The sequence below is a fragment of the Pseudomonas sp. MIS38 genome (assembly GCF_019891575.1).
In the GTDB taxonomy this organism is placed as follows: Bacteria; Pseudomonadota; Gammaproteobacteria; order Pseudomonadales; family Pseudomonadaceae; genus Aquipseudomonas; species Aquipseudomonas putida_A.
Window position 1 is genome coordinate 639,995 of sequence record NZ_JAFLXF010000001.1, and the last position, 24,947, is coordinate 664,941.

Consider the following 24,947-nt stretch of genomic DNA (forward strand, 5'->3'; position numbering starts at 1 on the left):
GGTCAAGGCGCAAAAAGAAAGCAGGTTATGCCAATCCCAAGGGTTTTTGAAGCTGACTTCGCAAGCACCTGCCCCGCCCTTGCGCCATAGACTTTGCTCACCGAATCGATAACGAAAGGGCTGCGACATGACGAGTTTCTGGCTGTTTTTTCTGGCATTGGCGGTGGTCTTCCTGTTGCCCGGCCCGGACATGATTCTGTTGCTGCAAACCGGTGCCCGCCAGGGTCGCGGTGCGGCGCTGGCAACCGCCGTTGGCCTGGCGATCGCCCGGGGCTGTCACGTGGCATTGGCGGCATTGGGTCTGGCGGCGCTGTTCAAGGCGGCGCCGTGGACGTTTGATCTGGTGCGCCTGGCTGGTGCGGCGTACTTGCTGTGGATCGGCATTCAATGCTTGCGCAGCAGCTTGCTGCCGAACCTGAATACGGCTGCCGTGACTGACACCCAAGGACAATGGCGCGAGGCGATTCGCCGTGGCCTGCTGACCAATCTGCTCAATCCCAAGGCCTTGCTGTTCTGCTCGGTGCTGTTGCCACAATTCATCGTCAATGACGGCGCAGCAGTGCTGACCCAGTTTGCCACCCTCGGCGGGTTGCTGGTGGGCATCGGGCTGCTGTTCGACAGTGCCTATGCCCTGACCGGCGCGGCGCTGGGCCGTTGGCTGCAACACAGTCCAACCGCCCAACGCGTTCAGCAATGGCTGTTCGGCAGCCTGCTGATCGGCTTCGCCGTACGCCTGACGTTTATCCAGCAGGCCTAGGGTTTGCGGGACTTGCGTTGGCGCCGGCTGATCAGCGCCAATGCAACGCCGACCGCCAGTACGATCGCGCCGATCTGTACCGGCCATTTGTAAGGCCGCAGAGCCATGCGCGCGGCATCGGTCACTTGGGTGACGTAACGCTTGTCGGCGTTTTCGAAATCCGGATAGGGGCACTGATTACCGAAGTCCACCGCCCACGGCACGTACGGGCCTTCATTGACGTAGCGTCGATACAGCGCGCTCTGCTCTTCCAGGCTGCTGTTGAAACCCGCAGCGTTACACAACACCGCCGCAAACGCCTGACTGGTGTGCGGCAAATTATCGGCGGCCCGGCTGGCCAGCGCGGTGGCGACAAAACGGTAGTGATAACGCTCATCCGGCTGCGCTTCACTGGCCTTCTGGCGCTGGACTTCAGCCTCGGCCACCAGCGGCCCGACTTTCAGCTCGGTGTTTTCCAGGCTGTAGTTGCCGCCAAACGTGGCGTAGTCCGGCGCCATCTCGTAACCGAGAATGTCCATGCCCCATTCACGCGCGGTCCACGCCGCGTTGTACAAGGCGCTGGCGCGTTTGGTCGGCCACCACGCAGCGTCAGCCTTCATCCGTTGCTCGCCGTACAGACGGGCCTTGTGCTGCAGATCGGGATTGTCGAAATAGCCGACCGCTTCCTCGTAATGCCCTTCACGCAGTAAGCGCCGTCCCAGCAGATTGCGCAGGCTGGCGGCGACCGGCAGCGGCACGTAGTTGTCGCGCTGCTGCTGGGTCAATGCCGGCGGCGCCGGTACGTTGTCATCGACATAGCGCTTGAGCTCATCGACCGTCAGCACGCGCTCGGCCACCGTCGCCGCGTCGAACCAGTAGATGCTGTTGCTGCGATACAACTGCACGAACGCTTGCAGGTATTCGCCACGTTGCAGCGCCAGAATCGCACTTTCGCCCTCGACCCGGCATTTCGGCTGGACGGTTTCGAAGTCCCAGTCAGGGGTGCGCCGGTAGCCCCAATCTTCGCTCTGCGGGAACGCCTGCGCGGCTTTGGCATAGGCGGCAGCCGCGGCATTTTTATCACCGTCACGCACCGCCAGCTTGGCCCGCAACCACCACGCCAATCCGCCGTCACCGGCGTTTTCAAGGAAGGCTTTGGCGCTGGCGTAATCACCCTGTTGATAATTCATCGCCGCCAGTCGATCGGCGTTTTCCAGGCTGCCACGGGTGCTGTCCTGCAGCAGCTTGATCAGTTTCTTCTCGTTCGGCGGTTGTTCGTCGAATGACCAACCCATGCGGCTGATCAACGAAGCGGTAACCAGTTGCTGCACGGCTTTGCGCTCCAGCAACTTGGCCAGTTGCGGCTCGGGCAGTTCGGCCAGCTCATTCATCAGTTGTTTCAGCGAGGTGTAACCCACGGCCGAACCGTGCAGGTTCTGCGCTTCATACAGTTCGATGGCGCCGTTCCAGTCGCCGGCGTTGCGCAGCACCCGCGCCTCTTCACCGAGGCTGGCCACACCGAGTTCCAGCGGATCACTGAAGCCATCGATGCTCAGTTGTCGAGCCTGACGGAAGGCCGCACGTGCGTCCTCCAGCACTTCGATGACATCGCCCGCCTCGGCACTCGTGGCAAACCAGGCACGGCCCAGGGAATACGCCGCCCAGGTGCTGCGCAGCGGGCGCTGATCGGCCGGCAGTGCCAGCACTTTGTTGAAGTATTCGATCGCCAGCGGATGATCGCCAGTGGCAAACGCCACCGCGCCGGCCACGTACAAACGGATTTCCGCCGGCAGACTGGCGCCCTGCGCCTCGACCTGACGCGCATCGCTCAGGCCACGCAGTTGCTTGACCAGCGCCTGTTGTTCGGCGCTCAGACCGACCTGCTCGGCTTTTTCTCGCAGCGCAGCAGGCTCGCTAGCGTCGCCGTACATGTCGTCGGGATTGTGCGTCGCAGCGGTGACGTTCTTCAGCCCGGCAATGGTCTTGCCGAGGCGGCTGATCTCGAAGTTGAAGTTGCCCTCCGGCAAATCGGCCAGGGTTTGCCCGCGATTGTCGAGCAGGCGCATCGGGAAGTCCGGGCCGCAGGCCAGCGCCGAACCCAGCGGCAGGCTGAGGCTCAGGCAGAGCAGATGGCGGGGCCAGTTACGGGTCAACATGCGAACCTCCTTGATCAATAAATGCACAGCGCGCCCAACCGATGGCGCGTTGTCCACCCGCCGGCAAACGACCGTCGCGCAGGCGGGTGAAGGTAAGCAGATCCGCGCTCTGTTGCAACGAGTAACCGGCGAGCGCATCGGCGCCTTCGCAAGCGCTGGCCTTGACGATGATCCGTGCGGGCCAGGCACTGTCGAGGTTTCCGACATTGCGCAGGGCGATGTCCTGCAGGCCATCGTGGTCGCTGAACGCCAGACCGAGCCGGCTGCTCAACGCATCGCCGCGGGCCACGGCGCGCAACGTGGTCAGGCTCCAGGCGCGGCGATCATTGGCCAGCGGCAGGCGAAACCAGATCAGCCCGGCCAGATGTTCCGGCGGGTCCTCGCGCAGCGCTTTTGCAAGTCGGCTCAGTTGCAACGGATCGGCGAGCAGTTCCCGGCGTTGCCCTTCACGTTCGATCGGTACTTCGCTTTCCACCACCGGGGCACCGTCGGCATCCGGCAGCAGCGCCACGCCATAGGCCGGCAACGCCAGATAGAACGGTTTGCTGCTGATTTTGCCCCAGGCGCTGGCCCAGCGCCGAGCCTGCTCGGGGTCGAACAAGCCGCGTCGCGGATCGCTGACGGCGTGCACCTGCAGCACGCTGCTGTCGACTGTGGCCAACAACGCCGGCAGCTGTGAACTGCCGAGCCACGCCGGCAGCGCGGTGATGCTCAGCGGCAACGATGCGGGCAACACGGAATGCAGATGTGTCAGGAACTCGGTGTATTCCGGCAGACGCGCATTACCCGCGTCATGATCGATCTCGACGCCACTCAGGGTCAGCCCCTGCGCCTGCCAGTCGGCGACAACCTGAAGAATCTGCGCCGTGACCTGCGACTGATCCAGACTTTTGAGCTGACCGTCGAGACGAATCACCGCGATCAGAGGCCGGCCATCGTGCTTGAGCAACGGCGCATCGATCCGCGCCCGATGCCAGCCGTCACTGGGGAATGCCTGCAAGGCCAGCACGCGCAAGGTCGAAAAGTCGCTGCGACTGTCTTTCAGCGCGAGCTCATGGGCGGACGTCCATTGCCGTTGCCAGACGTAGAGTTGCTGATCGAGTGGCGCTGCGTCCTGTCGTTCACAAGCACAGAGCAACAACACCGCCAGCATGGCCGACAACCCGACGATAACGCGCATACCTTGCAGATCCCTGAGACATCAGGCTGCAAGGGTACACAAAAGCACTCAAGGCTTGCGGGCAATGATCACCTGACTCTTCGCCACCACGGCGTCCAGCGCCTGCTTGATCTGTGCACCACGGGGCGAATCGAGCACCGCTTGCCAGGTATTGGCCCAATGCTCGAGCAACGGGTGATCGGGGTTACTGAATTCGACCTTGGCTTCCCAGAACAACAGCATCCACATCGACCAGTAAAAGCCGTACTGACTGTGGCTGATGATCTCCAGCCCGGCGTCACTGACCATCGCCTTGAACTGCTCTTCACTGATGATGCGAATGTGGTTGGGTTTCTGGAAATAGTCCGGCGAGGCAATGTCTTTCTGCAAATCTTCCGAGCTGGGATGCGGCACGCTCAGCAGGTACAGCGCTCCCGGCTTGCCGACACGTACCAGTTCGGCGAGAAATTGCGCCGGATCGTCGACATGCTCGATGACTTCGGTGGAGACCACGCGGGTGGCGGTGGCATCGGCAATCGGCAGCGGGTTGCAGTCGGTCACGTGGCATTCGACGCTGCGTGCCGGGGTATCGCTCAGACGCTGGCGGGTGGCCTCGACTTTGGCCGCGTCGATGTCGGCAATGATGATCTTCGCCCCGCGCATGCCGCAGAAATGCACATTACCGCCGTCGCCACAGCCGACATCGAGCAACGTGTCATCGGCGCTCACCCGAAAGCCTGTGAACAGCTCGTCGGTCTCTTGATTGAACCAGCCACTGAGCTTTGCGTCGTACAGGCCGAGCATGTACGGATCAACCTTGTCGGCGGCAGATGGCACAGCAACCGGTGCGGGAGACGTTGCCGTGAGTTTCTTCAAAAGGCTCAGCATGAGGTAGCTCCAGAGGATGGGACGGCGGTTCGCGACGTACCGAGGCGGCGCACCAGCGCGGCGCCGCGATTGCGCATCGGCATTTCGATGAATCGGTAATTCAATTCGCTGAGCAGCGCGATCAGACCGCCGGCGATCAGCACCGTGAGAATCGGGTGCCCGGCCGGACTGGGCAGCCCCGCGTCCTGCAAGCGGAAGATCAATTCACGGACCAGCAGATAGGCCGGAATATGGATCAGGTAGATGCCGTAGGAGCGGCTGCCGATCCACGCCATCAGCCGTTGCAACCTTCCGGGCGGCAGCAGGTAATCGCGGTTGTACGAGGCAATCCACACCAGCAGCGCGCTGAGCACGGCGATCGTGCCGATGCGGTAAGAGGCGAACGTGAAGCGGTCGGTGGCCATGTAACTCAGCAGCAACGCCAGCACAGTCAGTACCGAAACTCCGGCCCACGGCCGCCGCAGGAACCTCGGTTCCCAACGGGAATAACCCGGCTGCGCGCTCCACATCGCCAGCAATACGCCGAGGGCCAGGGCATCGGTGCGCACCACCATCAGCAAGGGGGTGCGCAACGTGAACAGTTGCACCGCGACCAGCGCCAGCAATACCCAGCCCAGATGTCGGCGGCACACGACAATCAGCAGCGGGAACAGCAAGTAGAACTGCTCCTCCAGCGCCAGGCTCCAGTAGACGAAACTGCTGCCGTATTCGTACTGAAAGAAACTGTCGGCAAAACGGAAATTGGCGTACTGCAACACCCCGGCCAGCGTTGCCTGCAGGTTGGCGTGCAGCGTGCCGAACGCACCTGAGCGATTGAGCAAGACACAGGCCAGCAACATCAGCGCCAGCCACAGCCAGGCCGAGGGCAACAAACGAAAGGCCCGGCGCAGCCAGAAATTGCGTGTCTGCTCCCAGCACTGTCGACGGCTCGTGCAGCCTTGCAGCACGGGGATCAGGCTGCGGGCGATGACAAATCCGGAGATCGCAAAAAACAGGTCAACGCCCCACCAGGACTGCGCCCAATGGTGGACTGTTTGCAGCAGCGGCACGGTGTCGGTGAACAGGCTGCCCTGCAGGTGATGAAACAGCACACCGAGCACCGCGATCGCGCGCAGTACCTCGATGTCCATGATCCGTTTGCTGTTCATGCCCCGCGCATCTCGGGGTCTGCGGCAACCCGGCGTTCGAACAACTGCCCCAGAAACACCTGCAACCGCTGCTCGGCCACTGCCTGACTGCAGAAATCCTGCAGGCTGCTCACCGCCTGAGCGGCCATCTGTGCATAACGTTGCGGATCGTTTTTGGCGACCGCATAGCTGGCGCGATAGGCCGTGCACAACGACGTCCAGTTAGTCACATAACGCAGGGTGCGGAAGGCCTTGCGCGGGTCATGCGGCCAGGCCGTGAGCTCGTCGGTGGAGTCGATCAGAAAGGCGTTGTCGGCACTCAGGTAATCGATCATTGCCGTCGTACGTGGCGCCACCGCCGGTTTGCCGCAGGACATGAATTCCATCAACGGCAGGCACTGGCCCTCGCCATAGGACGTGTTGACCACATAGCGGGTCGCCTGCACCAGACGCTCATAATCGGCGTCCGCGAGGTAGCCGTAGATCAGCACGATCCGGCAGCGGTAGGACTGATTCTTGTACAGGTGGTGGAGGATGTCGCTCAGCGCTTCTTCGGCATCGTGGTGCGTCAGTTTCAGCACGAGCGTTGCGTCCTCGACCTCGCGGAACGTCACGCAGAATGCACTGAGCATGTCCTCCCAGTTCTTGCGCCCATCGCCGGGATTGAACACTGAGGTGTAGACCACGCCGTCGAGCAGCAACTCCTGCTCCCTGACCGGCGCATGGAAATCGAGTCCCTTGCCCGTGCGCAAAGGCCGGGGGGCGAATGCGTTCAAGTCAAGTTTGCGACTGTCGGCCACCAATCCCTTGATCTTCAACCGTACCGGTCCATTCGGTGGCTGGCCCTGCAACGGCGCACCGCGGGCGGCAAAGCGATCCCATACCGGCGCAGGCACCGCGACGATCGGGTAATCGCTGTCCATTGCCTCGCGCACCGCGTTAACGGTGTAGCTGGAATGGGTGATCGCCGCTCCGCAAGCCTGCAGCACCGTGCGCCAGTCGTTGCGCGGCTCACCGGCAAACGGCTCATTGGGGATGGTGCTGAACTCCCACGCAAACACCGGCAAAGTCGGACACATCAGGTGTACCGGCGTGCGATGGGGCGGCGAGAACGACAGGAAGACGCACGGCTCGCCACTGGCGCGGCATTCCTCGTAAAGCGCGTCGACTTCGGTCAGTGGATCGGCCACTTCCACCACGCGTCCGAGACGCTCGAGTACCGGGCGATACTCCTTGAGCACGAAGTAATAGCTGTACTCCGAGCGCCCCAGATTCTGGGCAATGGTGTGCTGGTTGGTTTCCGAGTGAATGATGATCAGCATGAGGCGTTTTCCGTCACTGACGCAGCATTGGCGGGATGCGGTGCAAGCCCGAAAAATTCCGCCATGCGCGTTTGCACGGGGGCAAAAGCGCAGTAGTCATGCATGCGCTCGACCGCTGCCGCCGACATCTGCCGGTACCGCTCCGGCTGGTCTTTGGCCATGCGGTAGCTGTCCTCGTAGGCTTGTTTCAGCGAAGCCCAATCCGGGCGGTGGCGCAGGGTGCGGTAAATCAGCCGCGAGTCCTGCGGCCAGATGGCGGGTTCTTCGCTGGACTTGATCACGAAGGCGACGCTGTCGTCGATGTAGTCTTCCATGGCCGTGTGATCCGGGGCGATTACCGGTTTGCCACTGGACATGAACTCCATCAACGGCAGACAGAGGCCCTCACAGCGCGAGGCGTTGACGTAGTAACTGGCAGCAGCGTAAAGCCGGGTGTACTGGGCGTCATCCAGATAACCGTGCAACACCACCACCCTGCAGGCAAAGGGTGAGAGCTGCGCCAACAGGGTCATTAATTCGCTGTAGTAAGACGCCAGGTCGTTCTGGGTGATTTTCAATACCAGCGTCGCATCGGCCGTTTCCCGAAACGCCCAGCAAAACGCGGTGATCAGTTGATGCCAGTTCTTGCGGCCATCTTTGGGGTTGAACACGGTGACGTAGACCACACCGTCGACCGTGGTGTCGACCACCGACGTGGTGTCCGGCAGATCCAGCGGCGGCGGTTCGGCCACTGCCACCGCCTGTGGACCGGCGATACTCGGCAGCTGTCGCTCCAGCCAGGCATGCGCCCTGCGTGAGAAAAGATCACGCAGTCCCTCCCAATACCAGTGATGCAGAAACTTCACCCGCGGCTGTTGCTGTTCGCGGCCTGCATCCAGGCGCCACTGGCGCAGGTAGTGCCGGGCGATGACCAGGCGCCGTTTGAAGGTCAGCGGAGGAGGTCGCTGTGCCTCGATCGCGGCCAGTTGCTCGGCGGTCAGTGGTTTGGGCAGCAGGTCATCGGCTGAGAGCGCCAGCGTACGGCTGTCGAAAATGCAGCCCTTGATCGCCAGCGGCGTGCCTGGATTGACCGGCGCCGGAACTTGCTGCTGACGAATCGCCGCAAAGTTCTCCCACAACGGTGTCGGCAACACCAGTACCGGAAAGTCCTCGCCCAGCGCCCGGCGAATCGCCCGGGCAGTATGGCTGGACAGAGTAATCACCCGCCCTTGTCGGGCCAGCATCTGCGTCCAGTCGTGGCGCGGATCGTTGTCCCAGATCTCGTCCGGGATCGAATCGAACTCCCAGGCAACCACACACAGGGTCGGACACTCAAGATCGGTCGGCGTATTTTGCGGCGGGGTGAAAGAGAGAAACAGGCTGTCTTCGCCCACCTCGCGCAATTGGCGAAAGAGCGGATCAACCTCGGTGATGGCGGACACCACATGCACCCGCCCAAGGCTTTCCAGCACTGGGCGATAAGCCTTGAGCACGAAGTAGTAACTGTATTCGGGACGCCCGAGACTCTGGCTGATGGAACGGTCGTTGACGTCCGAGTAAAGAATGAAGTTCATGGCATCCCACGATGAAGCCGCCATCCCGGCTGCTTCAATCCATGACGGCGAAGCGCTGAATCGTGGTCGGCATGCCGACACTCGTCCTGCATCTTCCAGCCCGTCTTTGTTCTTGTTTTTAGTGGTCGGTCTGACTGGGGCTGAACAACCCCTGTTGAACGCGACGAGGGGCATTCTAAACACATCCGTCGCGGATTCGTGAACCGCCCGGCGAGAATAAATCCGTCTACTCTGACGAGAACTGACCAGTCACGGTTTGCACTGTTGAAATTGCCAAGCATTTGGCACAGATTGGTAACAAACAACTACAACAACGACTTCGCCTGTCATCCTGTCGGCCTTTTTCATGAGGCCTGACAGACTTCCCCTCAAAGCCTGTGGGAAAGTGGCGAATGTTAAAGACCAAGGGGTCGCTGTTTGAAAAAGCGTCTGTTCGTCACGGGCCTCAGTGGGTTCGTGGGACAACATATCCAGTCGCGTCTGGCCCAGCCTGACTCGACGTGGGAACTGCTGCCTGCCACCGCACCCTACGATCTCACGTCAGCGGCGAGCCTCGTCGACCTGTGGCCACAATTGCCCGACGCGGTGATTCACCTCGCTGGTCAGACCTTCGTTCCCGAAGCCTTCCGTGACCCGGCCCGTACGCTCGAGATCAATCTGCTAGGTACCCTCAATCTGTTGCAGGCCCTCAAGGCCCGCGGATTTCGGGGGACCTTCCTGTATGTCAGCTCCGGCGACGTCTATGGGCAAGTCGACGAGAGCGCCCTGCCCATCACCGAACTGCAACCGCCCTGCCCGCGCAACCCCTATGCGGTGAGCAAGCTCTCGGCCGAGTTTCTCAGCCTGCAATGGGGCCTGAGTGAGGGCTGGCCGGTGCTGGTGGCGCGGCCGTTCAACCATATCGGCGCCGGACAGAAAGACAGCTTCGTCATCGCCAGCGCCGCACGCCAGATCAACCGCATCAAGCAAGGCTTGCAGGCAGCACGACTGGAAGTCGGCGACATTGACGTCACGCGCGACTTCCTCGATGTCGGCGATGTGATCGCGGCTTATTTCGCCCTTCTGGAAAAAGGCACACCCGGGCAGGTCTACAACATCTGCTCGGGCCGCGAACAAAGCATCCGCAGTCTGATCGAGCAGTTGGGCGATCTGGCGCAGGTCGAAGTGCAACTGGTGCAGGATCCGGCACGCATGCGGCGCGCCGATCAGCGTCGCGTTTGCGGCAGTCACGCAAAGCTGGTCCAGACCACGGGCTGGGCACCGGCAATCACCACACAACAATCCCTGCGGGCGATCCTGTCCGACTGGGAGCAGCGAGTAAAACAACAATGAAAAGTGCACTGATCACGGGGATCACCGGCCAGGACGGCGCATATCTGGCCAGGTTGCTGCTCGACAAGGGTTATAAGGTTCACGGCCTGGTAGCACGCCGTAGCAGCGATTCGCGCTGGCGCTTGCGCGAGATGGGCGTCGAAGGCGACATCGTCTACCTGGACGGTGACATGGCCGATGCCTGCTCGGTACAACGTGCAGTCATTCAGTCGGCGCCGGACGAGGTCTACAACCTCGCTGCACAAAGCTTCGTTGCCGCTTCCTGGAATCAGCCGGTGACCACCGGCATCGTCGATGGCCTGGGCGTCACCCACTTGCTCGAAGCGATCCGCCAGTTCAGCCCGCACACACGTTTCTATCAGGCCTCCACCAGCGAAATGTTCGGTCTGATCCAGGCCGAACAACAGGACGAGAACACCCCGTTCTATCCGCGCAGCCCCTACGGCGTGGCCAAACTCTACGGTCACTGGATCACCGTCAACTACCGTGAAAGCTTCGACCTGCACGCCAGCAGCGGCATCCTGTTCAACCATGAATCGCCGCTGCGCGGCATCGAATTCGTTACCCGCAAGGTCACCGACGCCGCCGCCCGCATCAAACAGGGCAAGCAGCAGGAACTGGCCCTGGGCAACATCGACGCCAAGCGCGACTGGGGCTTTGCCGGCGACTACGTCGAAGCCATGTGGCTGATGCTGCAACAGGACAAGCCTGACGATTTCGTGGTCGCCACCGGCGTCACCACCACCGTGCGCGAGATGTGCCGCATCGCCTTCGATCACGTCGGCCTGAACTACCGCGACTACGTGAAGATCGACCCGGCGTTCTTCCGCCCGGCCGAAGTCGAAGTGCTGCTCGGCAACCCGGCCAAGGCTCAGCGCGTATTGGGCTGGAAGCCGAAAACCGACCTCGACACCCTGATCCGCATGATGATGGATGCGGATATGAAACGCGTCGCCAAGGAGTAGGTCATGCTCATCCCAGTGATTCTGTCCGGCGGTGCCGGTACGCGTCTGTGGCCGGTGTCCCGCGAGGGCCATCCCAAACCGTTCATGACCCTGCCCGACGGGCAGTCGCTGCTCGGCAAGACCTACCAGCGGGCGGCAGCATTGCTCGACGGCTGGGGCGACATCGTCACGGTGACCAACCGCGAGTACTACTTCCAGAGCAAGGATCACTATTGCGCCGCCCACGTGTCGCGCCATCGCGGGCACTTCCTGCTGGAGCCGACCGGGCGCAACACCGCCCCGGCGATTGCCGCCGCCGCCCTGTCGCTGCAGGCGCTGCACGGCGACGATGCAATCATGGTGGTGATGCCCGCCGACCATCTGATCGTTAATCAGGAAGCGCTCAAGAGCGCCGTCGAACACGCGGTCAATCTGGCGAAGGACGGTTATCTGGTGACCTTCGGTGTGCTGCCGACCGCCCCGGAAACCGGCTTCGGCTACATCGAAACCGGCGCACCGCTGGACGCCAAAGGCGCAGCGAAAGTGCAGCGTTTCGTGGAAAAGCCCGACCTGCAAACCGCCACCCATTACCTGGAAAGCGGCAACTTCCTGTGGAACTCGGGCATGTTCTGCTTCACCACCGCGACCCTGATCAACGAACTGCAATTGCACGCGCCAGAGTTGCTGGAACAGACCCGCGCCTGCATGCAGGCCAGCGCCGCGGTGGAAACCGTCGGCTGTCTGCAACAGGAACTGTCGCCGACACTGTTTGCTGAAATCACCGACATCTCCATCGATTACGCCTTGATGGAGCGTTCGGAGAAAGTCGTGGTGGTGCCCGCCGGTTTCGACTGGAGCGACATCGGTTCGTGGGGGGCCGTGGCAGCGCTGGTACCGGCCGATGCCGACAACAATCGCGCCAGCGGCGAAGCGGTGTTCATCGACAGTCACAACAACTTCGTGCAGAGCGAAGGCCGGCTGGTGGCTGCCGTGGGTGTGGATAACCTGATCATCGTCGACACCGCCGACGCCGTGCTGGTGGCCCACGCCGATCGCGCCCAGGATGTGCGGCGCGTCGCCAAGCAACTCAAGGAAAAATCCCACGAAGCCTATCGCCTGCATCGCACGGTCAGTCGTCCGTGGGGCACCTACACCGTGCTCGAAGAAGGCCCGCGCTTCAAGATCAAGCGCATCGTGGTCAAGCCCGGCGGCAAGCTGTCGCTGCAAATGCATCATCACCGCAACGAACACTGGGTGGTGGTCGAAGGCATGGCCAAGGTCACCAACAACGGCAGCGGCACGCATCTGGTGGCCAAGAACGAATCGACGTTCATTGCCGCCGGCCATCGCCATCGCCTGGAAAACCCCGGCGTGATCGACCTGGTGATCATCGAAGTGCAAAGCGGCGAATACCTGGGTGAAGACGATATCGTGCGCTTCGAAGACCAATACGGCAGGACGGTTTGATGCTGCTTTCCCTGTACCGTTCGCTTTACAGCTATCGAGGATTCATCCTCGGCAGCGTACAGCGAGAGTTTCAAGCGCGTTATCGCAATTCGCTGCTCGGCGCCTTGTGGCCCGTGTTCAATCCACTGTCGATGATCATCGTCTACACCGTGATCTTTTCTCACATCATGCGCGCCCGCCTGCCGGGCGTGGATGACAGCATGGCCTACAGTGTCTATCTCTGCGCCGGGCTGCTCGCCTGGGGAATGTTTTCGGAAATCACCCTGCGCAGCCAGACCATGTTTCTGGATAACGCCAACCTGCTGAAGAAAATCAGCTTCCCCCGCATCTGCCTGCCGGTGATCGTGCTGTGCAATGCGGCGATCAATTTCGCCATCATCATCGGCCTGTTCCTTGGATTTCTATTGATCAGCGGGCGTTGGCCCGGTATGGCGCTCCTGGCGCTGATTCCCCTGATTGCGCTGCAGATGCTGTTCTGCGCTGGTCTGGGCATGATCCTCGGCGTGTTGAATGTATTCTTTCGCGATGTCGGCCAGCTCTTCGCCATCTGCCTGCAGTTCTGGTTCTGGCTGACGCCGATCGTGTATCCGATCACCATCCTCCCGGAGTGGGTCCAGCGGCTGCTGCAACTCAACCCGATGACCAGCCTGATCGGCAGCTATCAGAACCTGTTCCTGTATGGGCAATGGCCGGTCTGGAACTCGCTTTTACCGGTGTTCATCGTCACGGTGGTGATGTGTCTGATCGCCCTGCGGTTGTTCCGCCAGCGCGTCGGTGAAATGGTGGATGAACTCTGATGGGACTTATACGCGTAACGGGCCTGGGCAAGGCTTATAAACAGTATCCGACACGCTGGAGCCGTCTGGCGGAATGGCTGATCCCGTTTTCCCCGGTGCGCCACCGCGAGCATTGGGTGCTGCAGGATGTCGCTTTCGAGATTGCCCCCGGCGAGGCCGTGGGTATCGTCGGCGCCAACGGTGCGGGCAAAAGTACTTTGCTGAAGATGATCACCGGTACCACTCAACCCACCTGCGGCAAAATCGAGATTGAAGGGCGCGTAGCGGCATTGCTGGAGCTGGGCATGGGTTTTCACCCGGACTTTACCGGGCGCCAGAACGCGATCATGGCCGGGCAGTTGCTGGGCCTGCAGGTTGGCGAAATCGAAGCGCTGATGCCTGACATCGAACACTTCGCAGAAATCGGCGAAGCCATCGACCACCCCGTGCGCACCTACTCCAGCGGCATGCAGATGCGCCTGGCCTTCAGCGTCGCCACCGCGCGGCGTCCGGACATTCTGATCGTCGACGAGGCCCTGTCGGTGGGCGACGCCTACTTTCAGCACAAGAGCTTCGAACGCATTCGCAGCTTCCGCAAGGCCGGCACGACCCTGCTGATCGTCTCCCACGACCGCTCGGCCATCCAGTCGATCTGCGATTCGGCGATCCTGCTCAAGGACGGCCACATGGCCATGTACGACAAACCGGAAGTGGTGCTCGACTATTACAACGCCTTGATGGCCGAGCGCGAAGGTCAGATCGTGCGCCAGGAAATGCTCGCCGGCGGCGAAGTGCAGACCGTGTCCGGCACCGGCGAGGCAGGCATTCTGAGTGTGCGCCTGCTGGACGAACAGGACCGCGCCATCGACGCTGCCGAAGTCGGCCAGCCAGTGGTACTGGAAGTGCAGATCGAAGTTCGCCGCGACATTGAACGGCTGGTGCTCGGCTTCATCCTCAAGGATCGTCTGGGCCAGATGATGTATGGCATCAACACCCATCGCCTGAACAAGGCCCTGACCGATCTGCGCGCCGGCGAACGCTTCACTTACCGCTTCGCCTTCGTCATGGGGCTGGGCAAGGGCAACTATTCGGTATCGTTGAGCCTGTCGCGCCTGGACTCGCATCTGGACCGCAACTTCGAATGGCGCGATTACGGTCTGGTGTTTCACGTGATCAACAACCGCCAGGAAGATTTCGTCGGCTGTTCCTGGCTCAATGCCAAGACGACGATCACCCCTCACACCGAGGCAGCGCTGACCGAGCGTGCGCCATGACCCGCCTCTTGGTCGAGTGCACCCACGTCTTCAAACACCCGAAGATCAACTCCGGTATTCAACGCGTGGTGCGCAACGTCATCAAGCAATTGCCGGAGCGGGTGGGTGATGTCGAGTGCCTGCCGGTCATTTCGCTGAGGGGCCGGCTGTATCGGGTCACGCGCCTGGCCCCGCTGGACGCGCCGCTGTTCAACGCCATTGCGACATTCGGCGAACGACTGGAACGCCTTGCGCACCGTTTCTGGCAATGGCATCAGCGCCTCGACAGCCGCCTGCAGGCAAAAACCCCACGACGCCTGTTGTACGTCGGCTATCGGCTGAGCGCTTTCGCGGCATTTGGCGTACCCCTGCGGCTGATCGAGCGGATCAACCGCCAGCAACTGCCAAAACGCTGTGCCCCCTTGCAGCATCAGCCCGGAGACCAACTGGTGCTGCTGGATTCGTCCTGGCACTCGGACTTTTTCTCCCACGCCGAACAGCTCAAGCGCGAGGGTGTCGGTATTGTCGCGGTCATCTACGACTTGATACCGCTGACCCACCCGCAGTTCTACGACACGCGGCTGGTGCAGGTCTTCAGTGAATGGTTCGACTGGATCACCCGCACGGCCGACGGCTACCTGGCCATTTCCGCCACGGTACGCGATCAGGTGCGCGCCGAACTGCAGCAACGGATCGGCACGGTACAGGCCGAAAAACGCTGGTTCGATTATTTTCACCTCGGTTCCGAACTGGATCTGCACAGCGCCGGGGAAACCGTCGAACCGCGCCTGCAACAGCTGTTCAATACACCGGAGCCGCTGTTCCTGATGGTCAGTACCATTGAGCCGCGCAAGAACCACGCATACCTGCTCGATGCCTTCGAACGGGCCTGGACCGCCGGCTCCCCGGCGCGTCTGTGCATCGCCGGGCGCATCGGCTGGAAGTGCGACGCCCTGCTCGCCCGGGTGCGCAGTCATCCCGAACTGAATCGCCGCCTGTTCATGTTCAACGACTTGAGCGACACCAGCCTCGAACATGCCTACGCCCACGCCAGTGCGCTGGTATTCCCTTCGTTTGTCGAAGGCTTTGGCCTGCCGCTGGTGGAAGCCATGCAGCGTGGCTTGCCGGCGATGGGCAGCGACATTGCGGTGTTCCGCGAAATCGGCGGCGAATTCATGGCCTATTTCGATTTGCAGGATCCGCAAAGCCTCGCTGACTTGATCATGCGTTTCCTGCAGAGTGGCCAATTCCCCGCTGCTCGCGATGTGGCGGACTGGCGCTGGATCGACTGGCACGAGGCGAGTGCGCAACTGGCCGAGCGCACCGTACGCAATGCAGTGCAAGCGCCATTGGCGCCAGCGAGGCCGCATGCGCATTGCCCTTAATGCCCGGATCCTGCAGGCACCGCGCACCGGCATCGGCCACTACGTCGCCGAGTTGGTGAATGCGTTGCGCAGCGATACCGATATCGAAATTGAGTTGTTCCACGGCTGGGGCTGGAGTTCGGCCTTGCCGGAGGCGGCGATGCCCGGTTATTCGCGCCTGACGCCACTGCTGCGGCAGATCCCCGGGGCTTATCAGGCGCGGCGCTGGCTGGAACAAAAGCGTTTCGATCAGGCGCGCGCGCATGGCATCGATCTGTATCACGAACCGAGTCTGTGGCCACTGGCCTTCGACGGCCCGACCGTGATCACCCTGCACGACCTGACGCACCTGCATTACCCCGAAACTCAGCCGCCGGCACGTTTGCAAGAGATCGAGCGCCGACTGGCTACCGGCGTACGGCAGGCACAAGTGATCCTCACCGATTCACAAGCGATCGCCGACGAAGCTCAAAGCTGTTTCGGCCTGCCCGCTGAACGTTTCGTGGTCGCTCCCTTGGGCGTGGCCGAGCGCTTTCGTCCGCGCGACGCACACACCATCGACCCGGTACTCAAGGCCCATGCCGTTACGGCGCGGGAGTATTTCCTCTGTGTCGGGACGCTGGAGCCACGCAAGAATCTGCGGCTGGCCCTGCGCGCCCATGCCTTGCTGCCGGAGGCCGTGCGCCAACGCTTTCCGCTGCTGATCGTCGGCATGGCTGGCTGGCAGCGCGAACAGTTCAGCGCCGAACTGCGTCAGGCATTGGCAAGCGGGCATGTGTGCCTGCTCGGCTACTTGCCCGATGAACACCTGGCCCAGCTGTTGGCTGGTGCCCGGGCGCTGATTTTTCCTTCGTTATACGAAGGCTTTGGCCTGCCGGTGTTGGAGGCGATGGCCAGCGGCACGCCGGTGGTACTCACCCGCGCTTCGGCCATGCCGGAAGTCGCGGGCGACGCGGGCAACTATATTGAACCTGACAATGCAGACGGCTTGCGCGACGCGCTGATCCGTCTGCTCGACGATCAGGTGCATTGGCAAGCATGCCGAGAAGCCGGATTGCAGCGGGCGCGGCTTTTTTCCTGGCAGCGCTGCGCACAGGCCACGGCCGGTGCCTACCGCCAGGCCATGGGAGGTTGAATGCGAGTTCTTCATTTTTTCAAAACCTACTTGCCTGACTCGGTCGGCGGTATCGAGCAGGTGATATTTCAGCTGTGCGAAAGCGGTGCGCATCACGGTATCGACGGCCAGGTGCTGACACTCAGCGCCGACCCGACCCCGCCGGTGGTGCAACTGGGTCAACACGAAGTGCATCGCGCCAGACTCGACATTCAGTTCGCCTCCACCGGGTTTTCCTGGAGCGTGTTCAAACAGTTTCGCGAGCTGGCCGCCGAAGCCGATGTGGTCAACTATCACTTTCCGTGGCCGTTCATGGACCTGGTGCACTTTGCCAGCGGCATGAACAAACCGAGCGTGGTGACCTACCACTCGGACATTATTCGTCAGAAGCATCTGCTCAAACTCTACCGACCGTTGATGAACCGCTTCCTCGCCAGCGCCGACCGGATTGTCGCGGCCTCGCCGAACTACCTGCACACCAGCGACGTGTTGCAGCAGTTTCAGAACAAGACCCGGGTGATTCCATACGGTTTGAACAAGGCCGGTTATCCACAGGCCGACAGCGAACGGATGAATCGCTGGCGCCAGCAGCTTGGGGATAAGTTTTTCCTGTTCGTCGGGGTCATGCGTTATTACAAAGGTCTGCACATCCTGCTCGACGCCTTGAAGGACGTGGACTATCCGGTGGTGATCGTCGGTGCCGGGCCGCTGGAACTGGAGTTGCACGCCCAGGCTGCTGCGCTGGGGCTGCGTAACATCCACTTTCTCGGGCGCCTGGGCGATGAAGACAAGGTCGCCCTGCTACAGCTGTGCTACGCCATCGTGTTTCCGTCGCACCTGCGTTCCGAAGCGTTCGGCATTTCGCTGCTCGAAGGCGCGATGTACGGCAAACCAATGATCTCCAGCGAAATCGGTACCGGCACCAGCTACATCAACATCCACAACGAAACCGGGCTGGTGGTGCCGCCGAGCAACCCTCAGGCGTTTCGCGAGGCAATGCGCAGCCTCTGGGAAAACCCCGAACGCGCAGCAGCCATGGGCATAAAGGCCGAGGCGCGTTACCGGCAGTTGTTTACCGCCGATGAAATGGGCCGCAAGTGGACCGAGTTGTATCAGGAGTTGCTCGAAGAGAAAGACCTGTCTTACGCCTGATCCCGTTGCTGAAACACATCACCCTGTGGGAGCGGGCTTGCTCGCGAAAGCGGTCTTTCAGTAAACAATGATGTCGACTGATCTGACGCCTTCGCGAGCAAGCCCGCTCCCACAGGGGGGTGTAGTGATTTCAAATGAGCCGTTAGAGATCTAGCACCAACAACTGCTCACTCTGCGCCGGCACCGCGCAACAAATCAGCACCTGCCCCGCTTCCGGCAGGTCTGCCGGGGGCTGTGGATAATTCACCGCGCCACTGACCAGACGTGTCTTGCAGGTGCCGCACGAACCTCCACGGCAACTGAACTCGGGGCGCAGGCCACGGCTTTCTGCGAGCTCCAGCAGACTGCCGCCGTCCGGCTGCCAGCGCGCCTCTTTGGCCGAACGCTCAAACATCACCGGCACAGACGTGATGGCCGCCGGTGGTTGCTCGATGACCGCCGCATCCGGGTCCGGCTGGCGCTTGAGCGTCGACGGGCCGAAGGTCTCGGCATGGATCCGCGCGTCGCGAATGTCCAGCTCGCGCAGACTGTCGTAGACACTTTGGGTAAAAGCGCCGGGCCCACAGACAGCAAAATCGATCTGGTCGTAATCTTCGACCTCCAGCAGATCACGCAGCAGTGCCCGATCAATGCGCCCATGGCGGTCGAAATCTTCGCCTTCATGCACGTCGGCCTCCGGCTGACTGAGCAGGCGAATCACCCGTACCGCATCGCCAGCACTTTCCAGCACGCGATCGAGTTCCTCGCGAAACGGCTGATCGGCCAGGCTGCGCGAACTCTGCAGCAACCACGTCGGCCGAATCCGCCGGGTGCGCAGACCTTGGTACACCACCTCACGCAGCATCGACAGCAACGGCGTGATGCCAACCCCCGCCGCCAGCAGCACCAGCGGCCGGTGTTCCAGTGGCGCCACCGTGAAGTGCCCCTGTGGCGCCCGTGCCTCAAGAACATCGCCGACCCGGATCTGCTGGTGCAAATGGCCTGAAACCAGGCCCTCGCGTTTCACACTGATGCGCAGGAAATCATCCGATGGCGCACTCGACAGGCTATAAGTGCGAATATGCGTTTCACCATCCAGAGTGAAGCGCAACGGCAGATGCTGGCCAGCCTGAAACACCGGCATCCCTGCGCCATCGTCCGGTTGCAGATAAATCGAGCGGATGTGCTGGCTCTCCCTTTCGATGCGGGTCACCCGCAGCGGCCGCCAGCGGTCACCCAGCGCTTTGGCCTGCAAACGTGCATCGGCCTGGGCCCAGGTGCCGGTCAGCAGACTGGTGGGCGACATGCCGTCGAAGCGCCAGCGCAGGGCCAGTGCCGCCGGGCGCCGCACCAGTCTCTCGACCTCGAATGTCCAGAGGCGCTCGGCGCCCTGGAACGCTTCGATCTGCGGCCCGTCGAGGATGATTTCGGTCCGCCCGCTCAGTTGCAGCACATCGCCTGTGGAAAAGTCGATGAACAGCAGGCCGGCCTTGGGATTGAGCAGCAGGTTGCCGAGCGTGTTGAAGTGCAGGTTGCCGGCAAAATCCGGGATGGTCAGACGATTACCTTCAACCCGGACAAACCCGGCCTGCCCGCCACGATGGGAAACATCCACCGCACGTTGTCCGTCCACATCGACGTAACTGGCGACAAAGAAGGTATCGGCGCCTTCGATCATGGCTCTGGCTGCGTCATCAAGACCGTCGTCGTGCTGCGCTGGCCGCGTCTGCGGATCGCTCAGCGGCACGCGCTGGAACTGGCGCAGTTGAATGTATTGCGGACAGTTGCCGAAAGCCTGATCCACGCTCACCTCGAAACCCTGCACGGTCAGATTGTCGACATGACCGTTGAGGCGATTGCGGCGGCGGGTATGCAATTCAATGCCGAGCAACCCGATCGGCTCGCCATTGCGCAATTGCGCCGGATCATCGGCAGCGGGTTGGCTGGCGAAATGCAGATGCTCGGGATCAGGCGAATGCGCAAACCCCGGCGCGCCTTCGAGCACACTGGCCCAAGGACGCCCGTCGGTATCGACCGCGCCGTACAGCATGAACGGTAACTGCTCATAAAAGGCGCGGTGCTGATCCGGCATCCAGTCACGAATCACTTTTCGGCCGAAGGCCTCCATGCGCTCGGCAACGCCGACATGGGTCTGCAGTTGTTGCTCGCCAGCGTGCCACGGTGAACGTTCCATCACGCATCTCCCCGCGCCGCCGGCGCATTGTGGATAACTCGATCAGATCGGGCCGACCTCTCAGGCAGTCTTTTGCAGACCGGCGACCGTGCGCGGCATGCCGACAAAACCGGGCAAGGCCTCGATATGCGCCAGCCAGGCGCGCACGTTGGCGTAGTCGTCCAGCGACACGTTGCCTTCCGGCGCATGGGCGATGTAGCTGTAGGCGGACACGTCGGCGATGGTCGGCTCGCTGCCGGCCAGATACGGGGTCTTGCCCAGTTCCACCTCCATCACTTTGAGCAGGTTGTGCGCACGGGTAATCGCTTCTTCAGCATTCAACTGTGCGCCAAACACCGTTACCAATCGTGCAGCAGCAGGTCCGAAAGCAATCGGCCCTGCAGCGGCCGACAACCAGCGCTGCACTCGCGCCGCACCGACCGGATCGGTTGGCAGCCAACGGCCGTTGCCGTATTTGAGCGCCAGATACACCAAAATCGCGTTGGAGTCGGCCAGCACCACACCGTCATCGTCGATCGCCGGCACCTGGCCGAAACTGTTGATCGCCAGATACGGCGCCTGCTTGTGCTCACCCTTGGCCAGATCGACCAGGATCAATTCGGTCGGCAATTGCAGCAGGGACAACATCAGTTCTACCCGATGGGCGTGGCCGGAACGCGGGAAGTTGTAGAGTTTGATCGCTTGCATGGTCGACTCCGCTGGAGAGGGCGCCGTTCGGGATGGCAGCGCCGATGGAGGCCATCTTCCACCCATCTTCAAATCAACAGAATCACCAGCAATCGCAATCAATTATTTCACTGGATGAAATAACGCCGCGTTCTGCAGCGCCGGATGTTCTCGCAGCACCTTCACCGCGTGGTCGACAAAACTGCGCACCCGCGCCGGTGCCTTGCGCCCGCCCTGATACACCACATGAATCGGCAGCGGAGGCAGTTCGAAATCGGCGAGGACAATTTCCAGTTCACCGGAAGCCACCTTGCCGGCGACCTGATAGGACAACACCCGGGTCAGCCCCAAGCCCAGGCAAGCCGCAGTAATCGCCGCCTGGTTGGCGGTGACCACCAGCCTCGGTTCTGGCCGCACGCTGATCGCTTCGCCCTGATCCACAAACGGCCAACTGCGCAACTGGCCGATGGCCGAGGTCGCCACCACCGGCGCGCCGGCCAGCGCCTGTGGATGCTCGGGGCGGCCGTACCGGGCCAGGTAGGCCGGCGACGCACAGATCACCCGTCGCACTTCGCCGACCCGGATTGCATGCTGATTGCTGTCCGGCAACTCACCAATGCGCACCGCGACATCGATGCCCTCCTCGACCATGCTCACCACCCGATCGACCAACAGCGCATTGATCGAAACATCCGGGTATTGCGTCAGATAAGCCGCCATCAGCGGTGTGACAAACAGCTCGCCGAACAATACCGGCGCCGTCACCGTCAATTGCCCACGAGGCTGGGCATGACTGCCCGCCGCCGAATCCTCAGCTTCCTGCACCTCGGCGAGAATTCTCCGACAGTCTTCCAGATAACGCTGACCCGCTTCGCTCAGATGCACACTGCGCGTGGTACGGATCAGCAACTGCGTGCCAATACGCTGCTCCAGCGCTGCTACCGCGCGGGTGACACTGGCCGCGGACAAGCCAAGACGCCGCGCCGCTGCCGAGAAGCCCTGCTCCTGGGCCACGGTGGCGAAGATCTGCATTTCCTGGAAGCGGTCCATGGAGGTCCTCGATTCAGATACAAAAATCGCAGCCGAGGCTGCGATTTTTGCGGGTCAATGTCAGCTGTGGATAACTTATTCCACCGTCACCGACTTCGCCAGGTTGCGCGGCTGGTCGACGTCGGTGCCCTTGAGCACGGCGACGTAGTAAGACAGCAACTGCAGAGGGATGGTGTAGAGGATCGGCGAAAGAATGTCGTGGATGTGCGGCATCTGCACCACATGGGTGCCTTCGCCGTTGGTCATCCCGGCTTTCTCGTCAGCGAATACGATCAGTTCACCACCACGGGCACGGACTTCCTGCAGGTTGGACTTGAGCTTCTCCAGCAGTTCGTTGTTCGGCGCCACGGTGACCACTGGCATGTCGTTATCCACAAGCGCCAGAGGGCCGTGCTTCAGTTCCCCAGCCGGATAGGCTTCGGCGTGGATGTAGGAGATTTCCTTGAGTTTCAAGGCGCCCTCCATTGCGACCGGGAACTGCGCGCCACGGCCGAGGAACAGGGTGTGATTCTTCTCGGCGAACAGTTCGGCGATTTTTTCCACCGTGCTGTCCATCGCCAGCGCTTCGCCCAGACGGGTCGGCAGGCGACGCAACTCTTCCACCAGCGTGGCTTCAACGCCTTTGCCGAGCGTGCCGCGTACCTGACCCAGAGACAGGGTCAGCAACAGCAGGCCGACCAGTTGCGTGGTGAACGCCTTGGTCGAGGCTACGCCGATTTCGCGACCGGCCTGGGTCAGCAGCGTCAGGTCGGATTCACGCACCAGCGAGCTGATGCCGACGTTGCAGATCGCCAGGCTGGCGAGGAAGCCCAGCTCTTTGGCGTTGCGCAGCGCGGCCAGGGTGTCGGCGGTTTCACCGGACTGGGAGATGGTGACGAACAGGGTGTCCGGCTGCACCACCACCTTGCGGTAACGGAATTCGCTGGCGACTTCGACCTGGCACGGGATACCGGCCAGTTCTTCGAGCCAGTAACGCGCGACCATACCGGCGTGGTAGCTGGTACCGCAGGCGACGATCTGCACGTTGCGCACTTTGGCGAACAGTTCGGCAGCCTGTGGACCGAAGGCCTGCACCAGCACCTGATTCGGACTCAGACGGCCTTCGAGGGTGCGTTGGACAACGGATGGTTGCTCATGGATTTCCTTGAGCATGTAGTGGCGGAACTCGCCCTTGTCGGCAGCTTCGGCACCATCACTGTACTGCACGGTCTGACGCTCGACGGTTTTGCCATCTACGTCCCAGATCTGCACGCTATCGCGGCGAATTTCGGCGATATCGCCCTCTTCCAGGTACATGAAGCGGTCAGTGACCTGGCGCAGGGCCAATTGGTCGGACGCGAGGAAATTCTCGCCCAGGCCCAGACCGATCACCAACGGGCTGCCACTGCGTGCGGCAACCAGACGATCCGGCTGTTGTGCGTTGATCACGGCCAGACCGTAGGCGCCGTGCAGTTCTTTGACGGTGGCTTTCAGCGCGACGGTCAGGTCAGGCTGATCCTTGAGTTTATGGCTCAGCAGGTGCGCGATGACTTCGGTGTCGGTGTCCGAAGTGAACACGTAACCCAGCGCTTTCAGTTGCTCACGCAGGGCTTCGTGATTCTCGATGATGCCGTTGTGCACCACCGCGATATCACCGGAGAAATGCGGGTGCGCGTTACGCTCGCACGGTGCACCGTGGGTCGCCCAACGGGTGTGGGCGATACCGAGACGGCCGACCAGCGGCTGTGCGGCCAGCGCCGCTTCCAGCTCGCTGACCTTGCCCGGACGGCGCATGCGCTCGAGCTTTTCATCGTTGGTGAAAACTGCCACACCGGCGCTGTCATAGCCGCGGTATTCAAGGCGCTTGAGGCCTTCGAGCAGGATGGCGGTGATATTACGTTCAGCAACTGCGCCAACAATTCCACACATGCTTATTTCTCCTGACTGACAGCCGCGCAAATCACGCTGATACCGCGGGCCTGTATCTGATCGCGGGCCTCTTGTGGCAGGCGATCATCGGTAATGAGGGTATGGACGCTGCTCCACGGCAGCTCCAGGTTGGGAATCTTGCGGCCGATCTTGTCGGCCTCGACCATCACGATGACTTCACGCGCCACGTCGGCCATCACCCGGCTCAGGCCAAGCAACTCGTTGAACGTCGTGGTACCGCGCACCAGATCGATGCCATCGGCGCCGATAAACAACTGGTCGAAGTCGTAAGAGCGTAGTACCTGCTCGGCCACCTGGCCCTGGAAGGACTCCGAATGCGGATCCCAGGTGCCGCCGGTCATCAGCAGCACCGGCTCGTGTTCGAGTTCGCTCAAGGCGTTGGCCACGTGCAGGGAGTTGGTCATCACCACCAGACCCGGCTGCTGGCCAAGCTCGGGAATCATCGCCGCAGTGGTGCTGCCACTGTCGATGATGATGCGGGCGTGCTCGCGGATACGTTTGACGGCGGCGCGGGCAATCGCCTGTTTGTACTTTGAAACGCTTTGGCCCGGTTCAGCGACCAATTCCTGCGGCATGGTGATCGCCCCGCCGTAACGGCGCAGCAACAGACCATGGCTTTCCAGTGCGGCCAGATCCTTGCGAATCGTAACTTCAGAAGTTTCGAAGCGCTTGGCCAGTTCATCCACACTGACTTCGCCCTGCTCATTGAGCAAGGCGAGGATATTGTGTCGGCGCTGGGGTGTGTTGCGTTTCGACATGGCGGCTTAAGTTTCGATTCGAAAGATA

20 protein-coding genes are annotated in these 24,947 nt (G+C 61.7%); 9 read left to right on the forward strand and 11 right to left on the reverse strand.

What is annotated here, in order from left to right; translation table 11 throughout:
- Positions 1-127: 127 nt before the first annotated feature.
- Positions 128-757, forward strand: coding sequence for a LysE family translocator (locus J1G18_RS02850; RefSeq protein ID WP_041073815.1), 630 nt, complete (start codon positions 128-130; stop codon positions 755-757).
- Here J1G18_RS02850 and J1G18_RS02855 read toward each other — a convergent pair.
- From J1G18_RS02855 to J1G18_RS02880, 6 genes are read right to left on the reverse strand one after another with little or no spacing between them, the layout of a single operon-like run.
- Positions 754-2,892 (reverse strand): hypothetical protein, encoded by a 2,139-nt coding sequence (locus J1G18_RS02855; RefSeq protein ID WP_223007061.1) that lies wholly within the window; start codon positions 2,890-2,892, stop codon positions 754-756. The genes J1G18_RS02850 and J1G18_RS02855 overlap by 4 nt on opposite strands.
- Positions 2,879-4,072 (reverse strand): DUF3142 domain-containing protein, encoded by a 1,194-nt coding sequence (locus J1G18_RS02860; protein ID WP_223007062.1) that lies wholly within the window; start codon positions 4,070-4,072, stop codon positions 2,879-2,881. The genes J1G18_RS02855 and J1G18_RS02860 overlap by 14 nt, the downstream gene beginning before the upstream one ends.
- Before the next feature lie 48 nt (positions 4,073-4,120).
- On the reverse strand, positions 4,121-4,939 hold the full coding sequence (locus J1G18_RS02865; RefSeq protein ID WP_027610312.1) for a class I SAM-dependent methyltransferase: 819 nt from the start codon (positions 4,937-4,939) through the stop codon (positions 4,121-4,123).
- The gene (locus J1G18_RS02870) at positions 4,933-6,087 is read right to left on the reverse strand and encodes an acyltransferase family protein (RefSeq protein WP_223007063.1); all 1,155 of its coding nucleotides are present in this window, start codon (positions 6,085-6,087) and stop codon (positions 4,933-4,935) included. The genes J1G18_RS02865 and J1G18_RS02870 overlap by 7 nt, the downstream gene beginning before the upstream one ends.
- Positions 6,084-7,388: a glycosyltransferase gene (locus J1G18_RS02875; RefSeq protein WP_223007064.1), complete on the reverse strand. Its 1,305-nt coding sequence runs from the start codon at positions 7,386-7,388 to the stop codon at positions 6,084-6,086. Before J1G18_RS02875 ends, J1G18_RS02870 begins: the two co-directional genes overlap by 4 nt.
- Positions 7,382-8,941 (reverse strand): glycosyltransferase, encoded by a 1,560-nt coding sequence (locus J1G18_RS02880; RefSeq protein WP_262415491.1) that lies wholly within the window; start codon positions 8,939-8,941, stop codon positions 7,382-7,384. The genes J1G18_RS02875 and J1G18_RS02880 overlap by 7 nt, the downstream gene beginning before the upstream one ends.
- Before the next feature lie 417 nt (positions 8,942-9,358).
- Here J1G18_RS02880 and J1G18_RS02885 point away from each other — a divergent pair, with 417 nt between their 5' ends.
- From J1G18_RS02885 to J1G18_RS02920, 8 genes are read left to right on the forward strand one after another with little or no spacing between them, the layout of a single operon-like run.
- Positions 9,359-10,273: a GDP-mannose 4,6-dehydratase gene (locus J1G18_RS02885; protein WP_027610308.1), complete on the forward strand. Its 915-nt coding sequence runs from the start codon at positions 9,359-9,361 to the stop codon at positions 10,271-10,273.
- Positions 10,270-11,238: a GDP-mannose 4,6-dehydratase gene (gmd, locus tag J1G18_RS02890; RefSeq protein ID WP_027610307.1), complete on the forward strand. Its 969-nt coding sequence runs from the start codon at positions 10,270-10,272 to the stop codon at positions 11,236-11,238. Before J1G18_RS02885 ends, gmd begins: the two co-directional genes overlap by 4 nt.
- Positions 11,239-11,241: 3 nt before the next feature.
- On the forward strand, positions 11,242-12,684 hold the full coding sequence (locus J1G18_RS02895; protein ID WP_210556252.1) for a mannose-1-phosphate guanylyltransferase/mannose-6-phosphate isomerase: 1,443 nt from the start codon (positions 11,242-11,244) through the stop codon (positions 12,682-12,684).
- Positions 12,684-13,481, forward strand: a complete 798-nt coding sequence (locus tag J1G18_RS02900; RefSeq protein ID WP_098966401.1) for an ABC transporter permease — start codon at positions 12,684-12,686, stop codon at positions 13,479-13,481. Before J1G18_RS02895 ends, J1G18_RS02900 begins: the two co-directional genes overlap by 1 nt.
- Positions 13,481-14,734 carry an ABC transporter ATP-binding protein gene (locus J1G18_RS02905; RefSeq protein ID WP_223007066.1) on the forward strand — a complete coding sequence of 418 codons (1,254 nt, stop codon included), beginning with the start codon at positions 13,481-13,483 and terminating at the stop codon, positions 14,732-14,734. The genes J1G18_RS02900 and J1G18_RS02905 overlap by 1 nt, the downstream gene beginning before the upstream one ends.
- Positions 14,731-16,098 carry a glycosyltransferase family 4 protein gene (locus J1G18_RS02910; RefSeq protein WP_223007067.1) on the forward strand — a complete coding sequence of 456 codons (1,368 nt, stop codon included), beginning with the start codon at positions 14,731-14,733 and terminating at the stop codon, positions 16,096-16,098. Before J1G18_RS02905 ends, J1G18_RS02910 begins: the two co-directional genes overlap by 4 nt.
- Complete coding sequence (locus tag J1G18_RS02915) at positions 16,082-17,212, forward strand: glycosyltransferase family 4 protein (protein WP_223007068.1); 1,131 nt, start codon at positions 16,082-16,084, stop codon at positions 17,210-17,212. Before J1G18_RS02910 ends, J1G18_RS02915 begins: the two co-directional genes overlap by 17 nt.
- On the forward strand, positions 17,213-18,343 hold the full coding sequence (locus tag J1G18_RS02920) for a glycosyltransferase family 4 protein (RefSeq protein ID WP_223007069.1): 1,131 nt from the start codon (positions 17,213-17,215) through the stop codon (positions 18,341-18,343).
- 142 nt (positions 18,344-18,485) lie between these two features.
- On the opposite strand, the gene J1G18_RS02925 is transcribed toward J1G18_RS02920, so the two are convergent.
- The 5 genes from J1G18_RS02925 to J1G18_RS02945 all read right to left on the reverse strand — a co-directional run bounded on the left by J1G18_RS02925 (position 18,486) and on the right by J1G18_RS02945 (position 24,919).
- Positions 18,486-20,516: a pyridoxamine 5'-phosphate oxidase family protein gene (locus J1G18_RS02925; RefSeq protein WP_223007070.1), complete on the reverse strand. Its 2,031-nt coding sequence runs from the start codon at positions 20,514-20,516 to the stop codon at positions 18,486-18,488.
- 60 nt (positions 20,517-20,576) lie between these two features.
- A complete protein-coding gene (locus tag J1G18_RS02930) occupies positions 20,577-21,203 on the reverse strand; it encodes a glutathione S-transferase family protein (protein WP_210556242.1) in 627 nt (208 codons plus the stop codon).
- Positions 21,204-21,305: 102 nt separating this feature from the next.
- Positions 21,306-22,232: a LysR family transcriptional regulator gene (locus J1G18_RS02935; protein WP_223007071.1), complete on the reverse strand. Its 927-nt coding sequence runs from the start codon at positions 22,230-22,232 to the stop codon at positions 21,306-21,308.
- Positions 22,233-22,307: 75 nt separating this feature from the next.
- Positions 22,308-24,140, reverse strand: coding sequence for a glutamine--fructose-6-phosphate transaminase (isomerizing) (gene glmS / locus J1G18_RS02940; protein ID WP_098966411.1), 1,833 nt, complete (start codon positions 24,138-24,140; stop codon positions 22,308-22,310).
- A gap of 2 nt (positions 24,141-24,142) precedes the next feature.
- A complete protein-coding gene (locus J1G18_RS02945; RefSeq protein ID WP_098966413.1) occupies positions 24,143-24,919 on the reverse strand; it encodes a DeoR/GlpR family DNA-binding transcription regulator in 777 nt (258 codons plus the stop codon).
- Positions 24,920-24,947 lie beyond the last annotated feature (28 nt).

Excerpts from the sequence above, each read along its gene's own strand:
- J1G18_RS02850 (WP_041073815.1), top strand. The coding sequence starts at position 128 with ATGACGAGTTTCTGGCTGTTTTTTCTGGCATTGGCGGTGGTCTTCCTG.
- J1G18_RS02855 (WP_223007061.1), bottom strand. The coding sequence starts at position 2,892 with ATGTTGACCCGTAACTGGCCCCGCCATCTGCTCTGCCTGAGCCTCAGC.
- J1G18_RS02860 (WP_223007062.1), bottom strand. The coding sequence starts at position 4,072 with ATGCGCGTTATCGTCGGGTTGTCGGCCATGCTGGCGGTGTTGTTGCTC.
- J1G18_RS02865 (WP_027610312.1), bottom strand. The coding sequence starts at position 4,939 with ATGCTGAGCCTTTTGAAGAAACTCACGGCAACGTCTCCCGCACCGGTT.
- J1G18_RS02870 (WP_223007063.1), bottom strand. The coding sequence starts at position 6,087 with ATGAACAGCAAACGGATCATGGACATCGAGGTACTGCGCGCGATCGCG.
- J1G18_RS02875 (WP_223007064.1), bottom strand. The coding sequence starts at position 7,388 with ATGCTGATCATCATTCACTCGGAAACCAACCAGCACACCATTGCCCAG.
- J1G18_RS02880 (WP_262415491.1), bottom strand. The coding sequence starts at position 8,941 with ATGAACTTCATTCTTTACTCGGACGTCAACGACCGTTCCATCAGCCAG.
- gmd (WP_027610307.1), top strand. The coding sequence starts at position 10,270 with ATGAAAAGTGCACTGATCACGGGGATCACCGGCCAGGACGGCGCATAT.
- J1G18_RS02895 (WP_210556252.1), top strand. The coding sequence starts at position 11,242 with ATGCTCATCCCAGTGATTCTGTCCGGCGGTGCCGGTACGCGTCTGTGG.
- J1G18_RS02900 (WP_098966401.1), top strand. The coding sequence starts at position 12,684 with ATGCTGCTTTCCCTGTACCGTTCGCTTTACAGCTATCGAGGATTCATC.
- J1G18_RS02905 (WP_223007066.1), top strand. The coding sequence starts at position 13,481 with ATGGGACTTATACGCGTAACGGGCCTGGGCAAGGCTTATAAACAGTAT.
- J1G18_RS02910 (WP_223007067.1), top strand. The coding sequence starts at position 14,731 with ATGACCCGCCTCTTGGTCGAGTGCACCCACGTCTTCAAACACCCGAAG.
- J1G18_RS02915 (WP_223007068.1), top strand. The coding sequence starts at position 16,082 with ATGCGCATTGCCCTTAATGCCCGGATCCTGCAGGCACCGCGCACCGGC.
- J1G18_RS02920 (WP_223007069.1), top strand. The coding sequence starts at position 17,213 with ATGCGAGTTCTTCATTTTTTCAAAACCTACTTGCCTGACTCGGTCGGC.
- J1G18_RS02925 (WP_223007070.1), bottom strand. The coding sequence starts at position 20,516 with ATGGAACGTTCACCGTGGCACGCTGGCGAGCAACAACTGCAGACCCAT.
- J1G18_RS02930 (WP_210556242.1), bottom strand. The coding sequence starts at position 21,203 with ATGCAAGCGATCAAACTCTACAACTTCCCGCGTTCCGGCCACGCCCAT.
- J1G18_RS02935 (WP_223007071.1), bottom strand. The coding sequence starts at position 22,232 with ATGGACCGCTTCCAGGAAATGCAGATCTTCGCCACCGTGGCCCAGGAG.
- glmS (WP_098966411.1), bottom strand. The coding sequence starts at position 24,140 with ATGTGTGGAATTGTTGGCGCAGTTGCTGAACGTAATATCACCGCCATC.
- J1G18_RS02945 (WP_098966413.1), bottom strand. The coding sequence starts at position 24,919 with ATGTCGAAACGCAACACACCCCAGCGCCGACACAATATCCTCGCCTTG.